At 46.6% G+C, this 14675-nt stretch carries 15 protein-coding genes; 2 read left to right on the plus strand and 13 right to left on the minus strand.

Translation table 11 applies throughout. The annotated features are described in order from the left end of the window. Nucleotide 1: 1 nt before the first annotated feature. The 13 genes from paaD to paaN form a co-directional block, all read right to left on the minus strand. Nucleotides 2-508, minus strand: coding sequence for a 1,2-phenylacetyl-CoA epoxidase subunit PaaD (gene paaD, locus AC2UZJ_RS05215; protein WP_486949067.1), 507 nt, complete (start codon nucleotides 506-508; stop codon nucleotides 2-4). A gap of 11 nt (nucleotides 509-519) precedes the next feature. Next, a complete protein-coding gene (gene paaC, locus AC2UZJ_RS05220; RefSeq protein ID WP_486949068.1) occupies nucleotides 520-1293 on the minus strand; it encodes a 1,2-phenylacetyl-CoA epoxidase subunit PaaC in 774 nt (257 codons plus the stop codon). Continuing rightward, complete coding sequence (paaB, locus tag AC2UZJ_RS05225) at nucleotides 1293-1577, minus strand: 1,2-phenylacetyl-CoA epoxidase subunit PaaB (RefSeq protein ID WP_486949069.1); 285 nt, start codon at nucleotides 1575-1577, stop codon at nucleotides 1293-1295. Before paaB ends, paaC begins: the two co-directional genes overlap by 1 nt. Nucleotides 1578-1618: 41 nt before the next feature. Next, nucleotides 1619-2614, minus strand: a complete 996-nt coding sequence (paaA, locus tag AC2UZJ_RS05230) for a 1,2-phenylacetyl-CoA epoxidase subunit PaaA (protein WP_486949070.1) — start codon at nucleotides 2612-2614, stop codon at nucleotides 1619-1621. A gap of 16 nt (nucleotides 2615-2630) precedes the next feature. Beyond that, a complete protein-coding gene (gene pcaF, locus AC2UZJ_RS05235) occupies nucleotides 2631-3836 on the minus strand; it encodes a 3-oxoadipyl-CoA thiolase (protein ID WP_486949071.1) in 1206 nt (401 codons plus the stop codon). A gap of 168 nt (nucleotides 3837-4004) precedes the next feature. Next, a complete protein-coding gene (locus AC2UZJ_RS05240) occupies nucleotides 4005-4886 on the minus strand; it encodes a PaaX family transcriptional regulator C-terminal domain-containing protein (RefSeq protein ID WP_486949072.1) in 882 nt (293 codons plus the stop codon). A gap of 28 nt (nucleotides 4887-4914) precedes the next feature. Beyond that, complete coding sequence (locus tag AC2UZJ_RS05245; protein ID WP_486949073.1) at nucleotides 4915-6960, minus strand: 3-hydroxyacyl-CoA dehydrogenase NAD-binding domain-containing protein; 2046 nt, start codon at nucleotides 6958-6960, stop codon at nucleotides 4915-4917. Nucleotides 6961-6983: 23 nt separating this feature from the next. After that, on the minus strand, nucleotides 6984-7685 hold the full coding sequence (locus tag AC2UZJ_RS05250) for an ABC transporter ATP-binding protein (RefSeq protein ID WP_486949074.1): 702 nt from the start codon (nucleotides 7683-7685) through the stop codon (nucleotides 6984-6986). Then, on the minus strand, nucleotides 7672-8463 hold the full coding sequence (locus tag AC2UZJ_RS05255) for an ABC transporter ATP-binding protein (RefSeq protein ID WP_486949075.1): 792 nt from the start codon (nucleotides 8461-8463) through the stop codon (nucleotides 7672-7674). Before AC2UZJ_RS05255 ends, AC2UZJ_RS05250 begins: the two co-directional genes overlap by 14 nt. Continuing rightward, nucleotides 8463-9419 carry a branched-chain amino acid ABC transporter permease gene (locus AC2UZJ_RS05260; RefSeq protein ID WP_486949076.1) on the minus strand — a complete coding sequence of 319 codons (957 nt, stop codon included), beginning with the start codon at nucleotides 9417-9419 and terminating at the stop codon, nucleotides 8463-8465. Before AC2UZJ_RS05260 ends, AC2UZJ_RS05255 begins: the two co-directional genes overlap by 1 nt. Nucleotides 9420-9422: 3 nt before the next feature. Beyond that, entirely contained in the window at nucleotides 9423-10295 is an 873-nt protein-coding gene (locus AC2UZJ_RS05265) for a branched-chain amino acid ABC transporter permease (protein ID WP_486949077.1), read from the minus strand. A gap of 70 nt (nucleotides 10296-10365) precedes the next feature. Further along, a complete protein-coding gene (locus tag AC2UZJ_RS05270; protein ID WP_486949078.1) occupies nucleotides 10366-11523 on the minus strand; it encodes an ABC transporter substrate-binding protein in 1158 nt (385 codons plus the stop codon). A gap of 38 nt (nucleotides 11524-11561) precedes the next feature. Beyond that, complete coding sequence (gene paaN, locus AC2UZJ_RS05275) at nucleotides 11562-13223, minus strand: phenylacetic acid degradation protein PaaN (protein ID WP_486949079.1); 1662 nt, start codon at nucleotides 13221-13223, stop codon at nucleotides 11562-11564. 163 nt (nucleotides 13224-13386) lie between these two features. Here paaN and paaG point away from each other — a divergent pair, with 163 nt between their 5' ends. Both paaG and paaI read left to right on the plus strand, forming a co-directional pair. Then, complete coding sequence (paaG, locus tag AC2UZJ_RS05280; protein WP_486949080.1) at nucleotides 13387-14193, plus strand: 2-(1,2-epoxy-1,2-dihydrophenyl)acetyl-CoA isomerase PaaG; 807 nt, start codon at nucleotides 13387-13389, stop codon at nucleotides 14191-14193. Nucleotide 14194: 1 nt separating this feature from the next. Next, nucleotides 14195-14638 carry a hydroxyphenylacetyl-CoA thioesterase PaaI gene (paaI, locus tag AC2UZJ_RS05285; RefSeq protein WP_486949081.1) on the plus strand — a complete coding sequence of 148 codons (444 nt, stop codon included), beginning with the start codon at nucleotides 14195-14197 and terminating at the stop codon, nucleotides 14636-14638. Nucleotides 14639-14675 lie beyond the last annotated feature (37 nt).

Raw genomic sequence — 14675 nt, forward strand, 5'->3', positions numbered from 1 at the left:
GTTAAATACATTTGAAGTAATCAAACGGCTCTAAGCAATCTAAACAACGATAATTGGACTTACACGGAGTAGAGCCAAATTGGCTTACTAAGGATGTGTTATGAGATTCACAGCGAGGACAAGCGACTACAGGAGCCCCTTCAGAGCGGATCCAAATGCTTTTACTGTCGCTACTTTGCTGCGCTGGAGGGGCAATCCCGTAATTACGTAGATTTTCACGCCCTTTCTCACTCATCCAATCGGTAGTCCACGGTGGTGATAACTGTCGCTCTAAGCGTAGATTCTCGATACCGTTTTCACGTAATTTAGCTTCAATGTCTTGATTAATCACTGCAGTAGCAGGGCACCCCGAATAAGTCGGGGTAACCACTACTACTAATGTGTCGTCTTCATAGCGTAGCTCGCGAATAATACCCAAATCTACCAGAGATATAACTGGAATCTCTGGATCAGGTACAGTCTCCAGCCATTGCCACACGTCTTTTAATTCGGGTAGAGATGGTTTCATATTCAGACTCACTACCAAGTACAGCCCGGATAGGCTCGTTGGAGAAATTGCATTTCAGCTAAAATAAAGCCTAGATGCTCGGTATGACGGCCTTGCTTGCCCCCTTTATGCATATACTTGCTCTCAGGAATTGTTAGCGTGGCCTCTTTCATTTTTGCTGTCACATACGCCAACCACTCTTCGTGCAAGCTTTCTGGCAGCGGTGCAATACCGGCCTCAGCTAATGCCACGTCGTAGTCATCGTTAGTAAACATTTCACCGGTATAAGACCAGATGTAGTCTACGGCCTCTTGCATACGTGCATTACTCTCTGCGGTGCCATCACCTAAACGTACAAATAAATCGGTAGTACGCTCTAACTGATAACTCACTTCTTTGAAGGCTTTGGCAGCAATATCAGCAATCTCAGCATTTGTGGAGTCCATTAAGGCACGTAATTGCAAAAAATGCCACGCATCAAAAAAGAACTGACGCGTTAAGGTTTGCGCATAATCACCGTTAGGCAACTCCACAAGAAGGAAGTTAAAAATCTCAGGGCTATCGCGTAAATAAGCCAAATCATCGGCAGTTTTGCCTTCACCACCTAGCTCAGCCGCTAAACCTAGCCAAAACTGAGTTTGACCAATTAAGTCTAATGCTACGTTAGCCATGGCAATATCTTCTTCTAAAACGGGGGCATGGCCACACCATTCAGAAATACGCTGCCCTAAGATTAGGGTGTTATCACCCATGCGCAACAGCTTACGCTGCAGCGCAACATTAGTATCTAATACAGTTGTGCTCATTACATATGCCCCACTTCTTCAGGAATTTTGAAAAAAGTAGGATGGCGATACACCTTAGAGTTAGAAGGCTCAAATAGAGGACCACGCTTAGAAGGTGCGCTCGCCACAATATCATCGGATTTTACCGCCCAGATACTTACCCCTTCGTTACGACGGGTGTAAACATCTCGCGCGTTATTAATTGCCATTTCCGCATCGGGAGCATGCAAGCTACCCACATGACGATGGTTTAAACCGTGTTGACCACGGATAAAAATTTCCCATAAAGGCCAGTCTTGAGACATGATGTGATTCTCCTAATATCGTTCGTTTTAATAGATTAAGATTAAGCTACGCGCTTTTTCTGTGAGTTTTGCTTTTTTTCAGCATTGGCTGTTAGCGCCTCACGGAACCAAGCACCATCTTCCCAAGCTTTAACTCGCGCACCTAAGCGCTCTTTATTACATGGGCCATTACCTGCAATCACTTCAAAGAATTCATTCCAATCAGGCTGAGAGAAGTCATAGCAGCCGGTTTCTTCATTCCATACTAAATTTTCATCAGGAATGGTTAAGCCTAAATACTCAGCTTGAGGTACGGTTTGATCGACGAATTTTTGACGTAACTCGTCATTCGTATTGATTTTGATCTTCCACGCCATGGATTGTTCGGAGTGCACAGAATCTTTATCAGACGGACCAAACATCATAAGCGCAGGGTACCAGAAGCGGTTCAATGCATCTTGTGCCATGGCTTTTTGCTCAGGGCTACCGGCACACATCTTCATCATAATGTCGTAACCTTGGCGCTGATGAAAGCTCTCTTCTTTACAAATACGAATCATGGCACGGCTGTAAGGACCATATGAAGTACGCTGTAAAGGTACTTGGTTCATAATAGCGGCACCGTCTACTAACCAGCCCACTGCACCCATATCTGCCCAGTTTAAGGTGGGGTAATTAAAGATAGATGAATACTTCATCTTCCCTTCGTGCAGCAGCTCAGTTAGATGATCGCGGCTTACACCTAAGGTCTCAGCAGCACAGTACAGGTACAAACCGTGACCGGCTTCATCTTGAACCTTAGCTAATAAAATAGCTTTGCGCTCTAAGGTAGGAGCACGTGTAATCCAGTTACCTTCAGGTAGCTGCCCTACCACTTCCGAGTGAGCATGCTGACCAATTTGACGGATTAAGGTTTTGCGATAGCCTTCAGGCATCCACTCTTTGGGTTCGATTTTTTCATCGCGCTCAATGCGCTCCATGAAGGCTTGCTCTTCCGCAGACATTTCATCGATGCTGCGTACTTTGTCACTTCCAGTGTTAATTACTTGTGCATACATAGGATCACCTTTGTGTCTAAACTCGTTCAATAATTAAAGCAATGCCTTGGCCTACACCTACACACATAGTGCACAAAGCATAACGACCGTTTTGACGCTGCAACTGATAAGCCGCAGTAGTCACTAAACGGGCTCCGCTCATACCTAAAGGATGACCCATAGCAATGGCTCCTCCATTAGGATTTACGTGAGGCGCATCATCTGGCAGGCCTAACTGACGCGTTACAGCTAAAGCTTGCGCGGCAAAAGCTTCATTCAATTCAATTAGATCCATATCTTCAATACGTAGGCCTGCACGTTTTAAAACACGACGCGTAGCTTCTACTGGGCCTATACCCATGATACGGGGCTCTACACCTGCTGCAGCCATCGCCACTACACGGGCAATAGGTTTAAAGCCTTGTTGATTAGCCATTTCTTCAGAGGTCACGATAAGTGCACACGCACCGTCGTTTACCCCAGACGCGTTACCTGCAGTAACAGATAGATCACCGCCATTTACCGCACGTAAGCGGGCTAATTGTTCTACCCCTGTACCAGGACGAGGATGCTCATCTACGGAAACAATGATGGGGTCTGCTCGGCGTTGGGGCACGGTAACAGGAATGATTTCTTGCTGAAATACACCCGCCTCATTCGCTTTTGCCCAACGCTCTTGACTGCGTGCAGCCAGAGCATCTTGATCTTCACGACTTATTTTAAAGTCAGCCGCTACGTTATCAGCGGTTTGTGGCATGGTGTCTACCCCAAAGGCGGCTTCCATTTTAGGATTCGGAAAACGCCAGCCAATGGTGGTGTCGTAAACCGCATTCGCGCGGGAAAAAGCACTTTCTGCCTTAGGCATCACAAAAGGTGCACGGCTCATGCTCTCAACGCCACCAGCAATCATAAAATCACAATCACCAGCGCGTATGGCACGGGCTGCCATACCAATCGCATCCATACCGGAGCCACATAAACGATTAATGGTAGTACCCGGCACACTTATAGGCATACCCGCTAATAAGGCTGCCATGCGGGCTACGTTACGGTTATCTTCACCGGCCTGATTAGCACAGCCATAAATTAAATCATCTACTAATGACCAATCAGCATTAGGATGACGTTCTAACAAAGCAGCTAAAGGGAGCGCAGCCAAATCATCTGCCCGTATAGAGGACAAGGCGCCCCCATAACGGCCAATGGGTGTACGAATGGCATCACAGATAAAAGCCTCAGACATAAACGTCTATCTCCTATTGGGGCCCGTTAGTCAATTAAGTTTAGTGACTGACCGGACGGTTATATGTAAACATTATCTATATTAAAGCACTTCACACATTACACTTCAATAAGGGTTTTCGCTTAAGTTGTAATGTTTCAAGAAAATACCATGCTGTTCAAGCAAAACTCAAAGTAATAAAGCTAAACGCTCAAGGCGTTGATTAACCTGCTCAGTGCGTGCTGCTAAAGCACCTTGATCATTGATGAAATCTGCGCCTACTTTATGGTCTGCGCTATGAGAAAGATCTAAATAAAGACGTGCGAATAATTGACGAGCTGCATGCCCTTCCCAAGACTCAGGCAAAACGCCATCAGGAAAATGAGGAGCTCGTAATGCGATATGACGGTACTCATGTACCATTAACAACCGTACTGTTAAAGCCTTAGCGGGGTCTAAACGCTCCAGCAAAGCCAATACGGGCTGAAAAGAAGAAATAAAACCTTGATAAGCGCTGGCATAAGTGGGTAGGTCCCAATGCTCAGCTACAAACTTACGCATGGCATCATGGCCTTGCAACACATTTGCCTGCCACACTAATACCTGCGGCGGCAGGGGTACATCGTCTGAGCCTATAGCCATGCGTGTATTAATAGCAGCATAACCTAATCTTTTTAAGGCTCGCATATTGGCATCCGCCTCTGGCCCATCTAAATACACCAAACGCCATTGTGCGGCTGCCTGCTGGTTATAAAGTACTTTGGCAGCATAAATAAACTCGGTACGCGCCGCAGCAGTAAGACGATAGAAGCTGCGTCTACCTGCTCGCTCGCCTTGCAATTGGCCGGCTGCCATTAGTCTAGAGACGGCTGTACGCACTAGATTTTCACTAATGCCTACGGCCGCACAACTTTCAATGATGCTGCCTATCCACAGCACACCCCCTCTAGGTTCTACAATATCACCATATAAGGTAACTATAAATGCCGCTGCTCTAATTGGATTGGCTTCTAAAAGCTGATCTATTAACGCTTGGGAGCAAGGGGTATGCTGTAAGGAACTCAAGCTCATTTATTAACCATTAAAAACAGGAACATACTTAAAATGTACCAGTTTTTGCCGCCTCCTTCAGCTTTTCACAAGGAGCTGGGGTTAAATCTTGGGCAGAAAAGTGCTCTAAACGTGCTACTACTTGATCTAAACCGCGCTCTACGGCATCTTGCAGCAAGCCACCACGCCAGCGTGGGAAGCCATAACCGAATATTTTCACTAAATCCACATCAGCGGCACGCTGTGCAATACCTTCCTGCAGGATTAAAGCGGCTTCGTTTACCATTGGCAAAACTAAACAATCCACAATATCGTCTGCTGTCCACTTCTGCTGCGTATGATCAGCGGCTACGTTTTTAATGATATCAGCTACTACCGGTGAAGGAATGGGCTTACGATCCCCTTCGGCGTAATCGTACCAACCGCCTTGGGTTTTTTGACCTAAACGGCCTAATTCACATAATTTTTCAGCTACGGGAGCAAACACCTCTTCGCCACGCTCTATGGCTGCCTTACGTTGGAAGGCTGCAATATCTAAGCCACCCAAATCCTGCGCTTCGAAGGGACCCATCGGCATACCATAAGCACGCATGGCCGCATCCACTTCTGCAGGGGAAGCGCCAGCCAATAGCAAACGTTCTGCTTGAGCACGCAATACACGCAAGATACGATTCCCAATAAAACCGTCACAAATACCGGAGCGTACAGGGATTTTGCGTAACTTGGCAGCTAATTTAAAGGAAGTAGCTAAGGTTTCATCTGAGGTTTCAGGAATGGGCACAATTTCTAGCAACTTCATAATGTGCGCTGGACTGAAAAAGTGCAAACCAATAAAACGCTCTGGTGAGGGGATAATATCTTTAGCTATGGCACTTGGGTCTAAATAAGACGTGTTAGTAGCTAATATAGTATCGGTTCTGCACACTTTGGCTAAACGCTCAAAGAGTTCACGCTTCACTTGCATGTCTTCGAAAACAGCTTCTATGACTAAATCCCGATCAGCTAGAGCACTATCCTCTAGGCTTCCGCTAATAGCTGCCATACGTTTCTCTGCCACTTCTGCGGAAATACGACCCCGTTTTACGCTGTTTTCATAGTTGGCGGTTATACGTTGTAAACCAGCATCTAAGGCGTCTTGGTTGCGCTCTAGTAACACCACTTTTATGCCTGCATCAAGTAAAGCAATAGCAATACCTGTACCCATGGTGCCACCACCTACTACACCCGCTGTAACAATGTCTGCAGCAGGCACACCTTTAAGCTCAGGCGGACGTACGGCAGCACGCTCAGCAAAGAACACATGACGTAAGGCGCGCGCTTGCGCAGAGCCACGTAACTCTAAAAAGGTAGCGCGCTCAAAGGCTTGCGCCGCAGCCACATCGCTTTCGCACGCCTTTTTTACGCACTGTAAAGCCAAGGCTGGAGCTAGCATGCGCTTATCTCTAGGTAAAAAGCGCTCAAACTGCTCCCATTCTTCAGCCGAAACTGTGGGCGCCGGGCGTGATAGCACCGGCAAAGGCAGAGGCTGCGTTAAGGCGTGCTCTAACCAAGCTAAGGCCTGTGCGTCTAAGTCTGCCTCAAAGACGGCATCCACTAGACCTAAATCTGCCGCTTCAGGAGCTTTAATAAAAGAGCCTTTGATAATCATTTCAGCGGCTTTTTCAGCACCCACTAAGCGGGGCAGACGCACACAACCCCCCGCCCCAGGAACCAAACCTAATTTAACTTCTGGCATCCCCATTTGAGCACTTTCTACCGCCACTCGGAAGCGACATGCCATGGCAATCTCTAAACCACCACCCAAGGCGCTACCATGAATAGCAGCTAACCACGGCTTGGTGGCGCTTTCTATGGTGGCCACCACATCGGGCAAATGAGGTTCTTGGGGTGGTTTACCGAATTCATTCACATCGGCACCCGCAATAAAAGTACGCCCGGCACAGCTTAATAACACGCCCTGTACATTTGGATCTGCGTCTAGCTTTTGTACCGCTTCAATCAGGCCGCTACGTACGGCTTGTGAGAGAGCATTAACAGGGGGATTATCCACCTGCACAATAGCAATAGCACCTTTGTGCTCAATAGTGATACTCATACTTTTTTTATCCTAACCATTAATTAAATTCCTAGGTAGGCTTCACGTATACGCGGGTCTTCTATCAGCTCTTTGGCTGAGCCCGACATGGTGATGTTCCCCGTTTCCATCACATAACCTCTATCGGCTATAGACAGGGCACCAAACGCATTTTGCTCTACTAATAGGACGGTGACATCTAGCTCTTTCAAGCTCTTCACCACATCAAAAATTTGTTCTACTAATATAGGAGCTAAACCCATACTAGGTTCATCTAATAACAGACACGATGGACGACTTAACAACGCTCTGGCTATGGCTAACATTTGCTGCTGACCACCGGATAAGCCACCCGCGGCGTCATTGCGTTTTTCACGTAATATGGGAAACATATTGAAGGCGTCTTCCATATCACTATCTACTTTAGCATCCGTGTATAAAAAAGCCCCTAATCTTAAGTTTTCCTCTACCGTGAGACTGGTAAAAATCTGCCTGCCTTCAGGCGACTGTGCTAAACCCCGTTTAACACGCTGGTGAGCAGGAACAGTATTGAGGTTTTCACCTCTAAAGATAATGCTGCCATCTTGTACCGGCTGAATACCGGATATGCATCTTAAGAGGGTGGTTTTCCCCGCGCCGTTTGCTCCGACCACAACAACGATTTCACCCGCGTTGATTTCTAAGTCTATGCCATGCAGCACTTCAATACGGCCATAGTTTGAGCGTAACTGATTAACACTTAGCATATTCTGCGGTCTCCTCTTTTGCTGCAGCGCCTAGGTAGGCTTCAATAACTCGTGGGTGTACGGCGATTTCAGCAGGTGTGCCTTCCGCAATTTTTTGACCATAATCTAACACCACAATTTTATTTGATATGCGCATAACCATTTTCATGTCGTGCTCTACCAAAAGAATGGCAATACCACTAGCAGCCACTTCAGCCACTAATTTCTCAATCTCTTCGGTCTCTACTGCGTTACAACCCGCCGCGGGCTCATCAAGCAAAAGCAACTCTGGTTTTAAAGCAAGCGCTCGGGCAATCTCCAAACGCTTTAAAGAACCATACGATAAAGAGCCCGCCTCCACATCAGCGGCTCGTCCTAAACCAACTCGCTCTAAAAGCTCTCTGGCTTGATCTTCTGAATGGCGCACTCGTTTACGTGCCGAAGGCAACGCTAATAAGTCAGCAAATAATGAACCTTTTTCCTGCAAGTGAAAGCCCGTGGCGACGTTTTGTAGTGCCGTCATGGCAGGGAAAACCTGAAGGTTTTGGAAAGTTCTAGACATGCCACGCCGTGCTAATAAATGAGAAGGCATCCCCGTAATGGTTTCACCATTTAACTCCACCTCGCCTTGCATGGGTAAATAAATACCCGAAAGCATATTGAACAGGGTGGTTTTACCAGCACCGTTAGGGCCAATGACGGAAACAATCTGCCCTTTACCTACCGTAAAGCTCACGTCTTGCACCGCTTTTACGCCACCAAAAGAAATACCTATGCTTTTAACGTCAAGTAAACTCATTAGCCTCTCCCTCGTAGCACTCGTGATAAATGAGGCAATACCCCATCACGCAGAAAAATCATGACCAGCATCATAATTAAGCCCATCACAATTTGCTCATAATCTTGTAGGAAAGTGAGTATTTGCGGTAAGGCCGTTAAAAAGGTAGCGCCAAAAACCGCACCTAATACAGAGCCTGCCCCCCCTAATACCGCCATGGTGACAATCTCTACGGAGTGCATAAAACTAGACACATCTGGCGTAATAAAACGATTTTGCATGGCTAATAACGAGCCTGCAAAAGAGGCGTAAATAGCAGAAATCACAAAACCTTTGAGCTTGTATTGGGCTACGTCTACCCCTACAGTACGTGCCGCAACCTCTGATCCATGCAATGCATGTAAGGCTCGACCTGTGGCACTGTATTGCAGATTTAAAGCAATAATGGCCCCAATAACTAGTGCTAAGCCGCTAAATGCATACCAAAACTCAGAGTTTGTGAACTTGAACCCCCAGCTTTTAAGCAAGGCATTCATGCCTGGATCCTGAACGGCCATACCATCTGGCCCACCAGTAAGCCACGCTTCATTTGTTAATACCATAGAAACGAGGATGCCGAACCCCAGTGTGGCCACTGATAAATAATAACCTTTCAACTTTAATATAGGCCGCCCTACTATCCAGGCCACAGCCCCTGATATAACGGCGCCTAAAAGCGCTGCGGCTAAGACGGGAATACCTAAATACTTCGGTGCAATGGCGCAAGCATAAGCGCCAATCCCAATAAAACCAGCATGGCCCAGACTAATTTGACCCACAAAGCCTATTAATATAACCAAACCTAATACGGCTAAGCTATTAACAAAAACCAAGGCTCCTACACGGAAATAATAAGAAGAAGAGAAAAATAAAGGTGCAATAACAATAAAAAGCACCAATATCAATATGGAGATGTGCTTAGGTGATAATTTTCTCATGGCTTATACACGCTCCATTTGTTTGCTGCCAAACAGCCCTTGAGGCATAAAGAACAGCACAGCTAAAATCATAATAAATGCCGCAGCATCTTTGTATTGAGAGCTAATGTAGCCCGCCGTCATGGCTTCAAGTATGCCTAAGGCTATACCCCCGACTAAAGCGCCTTTAGGATTTCCCATACCACCTAGCATCGCCGCCGCAAAACCTTTAAGTGCCATTGTCATACCAATATCGTAGCTAGTAAGCGTAATCGGCGTCACCAACACCCCTGCCAATGCACCAATCGCCGCCGACACCGCAAAAGACAAGGTCATGATGTAATTCGTATTAATACCCACTAAGAGCGCAGCGATACGATTATTTGCTGTAGCTAATACGGCACGACCTGTAAGGGTGTGATTGAAAAATAACCAGAGCAGAAAGAAAATACCTAAAGCTCCCGCAATCACCCACAAGCTTTGTGGCAAGATAGTGGCACCTAATACACGAATGGGGTCATCGCCAGTAAAGGCGGGAATATTATGCAACTGCTTACCGAGTAAGAGCTGAACTAATCCACGAATGAAAATGGAAGCCCCGATGGTAATAATAATTAAACTCACCACCGGTGCACCGCGTGCTGGCTCAATGGCAAGTTTATTTAAAAGCACGCCTGCGCCCGCTGTGAGGATAATCGCCATCAGAGCGGCTAAAGGTAAGGGCACACCCACAGCATAAGCCGCTGCAGTGATCATGCCCCCCAGCATGACAAACTCCCCTTGGGCGAAGTTAGCCACATCGGAGGCGTTATAAATAATGGTAAAGCCTAACGCCACTAAAGCGTATACGGCGCCAACAGTCAGCCCCGATAGCAGGAACTGCATAAACTCAGACATATCTGTCTCCGGATGATTAGTCTTGTTTTCAAAGAGTAAGAACGACGGCTCTTACTCTTTCACTACTTTTTTAATCTACGATTGTCCACTTACCGTCACGAATTTCCAACATACGGAAAGCGCTTAAGTCTAAACCTAAGTGATCCTCAGGAGACATGGTGTAAATACCCGTTGCACCGACTAAACCTTCTGTGGACTCTAAGGCATCACGAATGGCTGTGGGATCGGCTTTACCAGCACGTTCAATAGCATCCACAATTAGATACAAGGCATCGTGAGCATAACCACCAAAGGTGGATACGGGTTTCCCTGTTTTTGCTTCGTAACGCTCTTTATAGTTTTGTACTAAAGGGCGTTGTGCATCGTCTTCTGCTAATAAATCAGCCACTAATAAAGGGGTACCAGGAATACGTATGCCTTCAGCGGCTTTAGCTCCTGCTAACTCAATAAAAGCATCAGAAGCTACACCATGAGACTGGTACAGAGGAGTATCTAAACCTAGCTGACTGTAGTTTCTAGTCACAATAGCAGGACCAGAGCCTAAACCCAGTACCATCAGCGCTTGGATGCCATCTTTATTATTTAAGTTTGTGAGCTGTGGTGTCATATCAGCGTCAGTGGGGCCAAAAATCTCGTCGCCCACTATGGTGATATCGTACTCTTTCACAATATCGTTACACTGCTTACGCATGGAGGAACCAAAGCTGTCTGAGCCAGACAAAATACCTACCTTGCTAAAACCACGCTCGGTCATATCTTCAAAAATTTTGGCACAAGCCATACGGTCTGTATGCGGTGTTTTGAAAGTATGAGGACGCACTGGCTGAGTGATTTCAATAGCACCGGCTAATGAAATAAACGGAATACCCGCTTCTTCCATAACGGGCATCATCGCCATAGTCGCTCCGGTAGTGGTGCCGCCAATAACAGCTACCACCTCATCATCTTCTACTAAACGTGTGGCAAAGGTACGGGCTTTATTGGCATCACTACCATCATCGTAAGAAATCAAACGTATTTTTTCGCCTAATACACCTCCCTTAGCGTTGATATCTTCTACCATCATCTTCAAGGTTTGATCTTCGGGCTCACCTAAAAAAGATGCAAATCCGGTAGAGGATACGGTTGAACCAATTAGTATTTCAGCATTTACGCTAGGCACTAGGCAGGTTAAAGCCGCTGCAGTAGCTAGTGTAAGTACGCTTTTTTTAGAGGTTTTTTTAATCATGGATGTCTCCTGAATTTGAATATATTAACTTCTTAGGTTTAACCAGCGACAGGACGTCGCCACATAACAGTCCGGAACCGATTTGCTACAAAAGCGGCATCGGTAAAACAAGCATTCCCTGCAGGGTTAGCACCTGTGACATGAAAATCACTAAATGCTGCACTCTGATTAACGTAAATTCCACCCATTAAATTAATGGAAAGATTAACGCCTCCTTTTGCAAATGCGTTTATGGATTCTTGTACACGTTTTTCATTAGTGTCGTATAAAGCGGCCGTAATCGCACCTTTTTTTCGTGCTAATTCTGCGGCACGTTTTACCCCTTCTTCTGCACTGTCTACAGCAACTATAAAAACAATAGGGCCAAAGTGCTCTTCGCTATAAAGTGTTTCATTTTCAGCCTCTACCGAAAGAATTAAAGGCGTAGCGGTACGCGCTTGCTCTAACCCAGAGACGGGTATAGAATCTCTGACCACGGGAGCGGCTTTTTTCATGGCTTGGATACATTCCAAGGTATCTGTGTTAGCGATGGCTCCAGCTACCATGGCTGCACGAGCGGGGTCAGACAGTAAGGCATCAACCGCACCACTTATACCTGCTACGACCTCATCAAAACTTTTGCTTTGTGTGCCTACCTGTATACCTTCACGAGGTACAAATATATTTTGGGGAGCGGTACACATCTGCCCACTATAAAGCGATAAAGAAAAGGCGATATTTTGACACATACCCTCAAAATCATCGGTGGCGGCCAGCACAATACTATTCACCCCAGCTTCTTCGGTATACACCAAAGGGGTAGCAGCCTCAGTACGTAACCATTTACCAAATGTAGACGATCCGGTGTAATCAATTTGCGCCACTTCAGAATGCAGAGCTAATTCCTTAGCTTGCCCTGTACCGGGATTTTCTGCAGCTAATAACACCACATTTGCGGGTAATCCCTGCTCTACTAGCACCTCACGCGCCACTTGCACCGTAATAGCCATGGGCAATGTTCCAGCAGGATGAGGCTTAGCAATCACCGTATTACCGGTCATTAAGTTGGCAAAAAAGCCCGCGTAACTGTTCCAAGTAGGGAAAGTTTGACAACCAATAAGCACCGACACACCACGTGGAATCAACGTCCAATGTTTTTCTAGAACGATGTCACCTGCTCTACCTTGTGGTTTAACCCACTGCGCTTGAGCCGGAATACGTGACATTTCATCCCATGCATAAGTGACCGCTTCTAAGCCACGATCTTGGGCGTGAGGCCCACCGGCTTGGAATGCCATAGGAAAGGCCTGGCCTGAGGTATGCATCACCGCATGCGCCATTTCAAAACTGCGGCTATTCAAACGCGCTAAAATTTCTAAACAAATACCCGCACGCTGCTCCAGCGTGGTAGCAGCCCAGGCATCTGCCACAGCCAGTGAGTGACTGACTAAACTGTCTGTGCTTGCAGCAGGATAACGAACACCGAGCTCACCACCGTAAGGGGATTGCTCTGCTCCTACTCTGAACTCTTCAGGGTGCTCAGGTAGGGAAAAATCTTGATTTAACTGTGCCTCATAAGCAGCTAGGCCCACATCTTTAGCGTCCTCGCCATAAAAGCGACCACTGGGAATCTCTGGATACGCTGACCAGAATCCGCGCTGCTGCATGGCGGTTAGGGCCGCTTCTAAGGTTGCGCGATGTTGTTCAAATAAACTGTGCATATTGAATTTTCCTCTGGCTACGTTTCTAGAAAGAATAAATATTATTGACCGACTGGACGGTTTATGCAATAGTAAGAACCCGAATAGCACAACCTTGATAAAAAATAATAAAGTCAAGGTTTCGAGCATAAAGTTAATTCGTGAAATCACATAAGGAGACAGTGTGACTGAGGCTACAACCACCCCAAACAGTGTACTTAGCACGGTAGAGCAAGGTGTATTGCACCTAACTTTAAATCGTCCTGAGAAACTCAATTCCTTCAATACCGAGATGCACCTCGCATTGCGTGCTTGCTTTGAAAAAGCCGCAGAAGATGACGAAATCAGAGCGGTGCTATTAACAGGCGCTGGCAGGGGCTTTTGCGCCGGTCAAGACTTAGGTGATCGCGACCCGCGTAAGGCCGAATCCGCACCCGATTTAGGCCTCACTATTGAGAAATACTACAACCCTTTAGTTCGTCAAATCCGTGCTTTAAACAAACCTGTGATTTGTGCGGTTAATGGCGTGGCTGCTGGCGCCGGCGCCAACCTAGCATTCGCATGTGACATTGTTTTTGCCGCCCGTTCAGCCCGTTTTATTCAGGCTTTTGCCAAAATTGGCCTAGTGCCTGATTCTGGTGGCACGTGGAGTCTTTCCAGACTCTTAGGTGAAGCCAGAGCTAAAGCCTTGGCACTTACCGCCGCTCCTCTAGATGCTGCTACAGCAGCTGACTGGGGTTTGATTTGGCAGGCCGTTGACGACGACAAGCTCCAAGAAACCGCCACTCAGTTAGCGCAAGAACTCGCACAAGGGCCTACTTTAGGGTTAAGCTTAATTAAACAAGCCATTCACGCTTCTGCCACAAACAGTTTAGATGAGCAGCTAGATTTAGAGCGTGATTTACAACGTCAGGCAGGACATAGCCACGATTACGCCGAAGGCGTATCAGCATTTTTAGAAAAGCGCGCCCCCAAATTCAAAGGAAATTGAGATGAATGTAAGCTCACTTTCACCTCAAGCCTTAGCACAGGCGTGCGCAGCGGCTATGTGGGAAGATGATCACGCCACTCAACACTTAAATATGCAATTGATAAATGTAGATGCTGGCACAGCTAGCATCCGCATGACCATCCAAAAAAGCATGCTCAATGGTCATGGCTCTTGCCATGGTGGCTACTTGTTTACCCTAGCAGACTCGTGTTTTGCTTTTGCCTGTAACACCTACAATCAACGTACCGTTGCTCAACATTGTTCTATTACTTACCTAGCACCTGTTTTCGAAAAAGACGAGCTCACAGCAACTGCTAGTGAAGTGAGTCGAATAGGTCGCAGCGGTATTTACGACGTAACAATCCGTAATCAGCGGGACGAACATGTAGCGGAGTTTCGTGGTCACTCACGTACGATAAAAGGTTCATTATTAGCTACTGACTAGCCCCCATCTTATAAAGTCGCAGAGGAAAAATCATGGA

The organism is Paenalcaligenes sp. DL 309 (assembly GCF_057475285.1).

What these genes read in the sequence shown, in the direction of transcription:
- paaI (WP_486949081.1), top strand. Translation starts at nt 14,195, where the DNA reads ATGAATGTAAGCTCACTTTCACCTCAAGCCTTAGCACAGGCGTGCGCA.
- AC2UZJ_RS05240 (WP_486949072.1), bottom strand. Translation starts at nt 4,886, where the DNA reads ATGAGCTTGAGTTCCTTACAGCATACCCCTTGCTCCCAAGCGTTAATA.
- AC2UZJ_RS05250 (WP_486949074.1), bottom strand. Translation starts at nt 7,685, where the DNA reads ATGCTAAGTGTTAATCAGTTACGCTCAAACTATGGCCGTATTGAAGTG.
- paaA (WP_486949070.1), bottom strand. Translation starts at nt 2,614, where the DNA reads ATGTATGCACAAGTAATTAACACTGGAAGTGACAAAGTACGCAGCATC.
- paaN (WP_486949079.1), bottom strand. Translation starts at nt 13,223, where the DNA reads ATGCACAGTTTATTTGAACAACATCGCGCAACCTTAGAAGCGGCCCTA.
- AC2UZJ_RS05260 (WP_486949076.1), bottom strand. Translation starts at nt 9,419, where the DNA reads ATGAGAAAATTATCACCTAAGCACATCTCCATATTGATATTGGTGCTT.
- paaC (WP_486949068.1), bottom strand. Translation starts at nt 1,293, where the DNA reads ATGAGCACAACTGTATTAGATACTAATGTTGCGCTGCAGCGTAAGCTG.
- paaD (WP_486949067.1), bottom strand. Translation starts at nt 508, where the DNA reads ATGAAACCATCTCTACCCGAATTAAAAGACGTGTGGCAATGGCTGGAG.
- AC2UZJ_RS05270 (WP_486949078.1), bottom strand. Translation starts at nt 11,523, where the DNA reads ATGATTAAAAAAACCTCTAAAAAAAGCGTACTTACACTAGCTACTGCA.
- pcaF (WP_486949071.1), bottom strand. Translation starts at nt 3,836, where the DNA reads ATGTCTGAGGCTTTTATCTGTGATGCCATTCGTACACCCATTGGCCGT.
- AC2UZJ_RS05245 (WP_486949073.1), bottom strand. Translation starts at nt 6,960, where the DNA reads ATGAGTATCACTATTGAGCACAAAGGTGCTATTGCTATTGTGCAGGTG.
- AC2UZJ_RS05255 (WP_486949075.1), bottom strand. Translation starts at nt 8,463, where the DNA reads ATGAGTTTACTTGACGTTAAAAGCATAGGTATTTCTTTTGGTGGCGTA.
- AC2UZJ_RS05265 (WP_486949077.1), bottom strand. Translation starts at nt 10,295, where the DNA reads ATGTCTGAGTTTATGCAGTTCCTGCTATCGGGGCTGACTGTTGGCGCC.
- paaB (WP_486949069.1), bottom strand. Translation starts at nt 1,577, where the DNA reads ATGTCTCAAGACTGGCCTTTATGGGAAATTTTTATCCGTGGTCAACAC.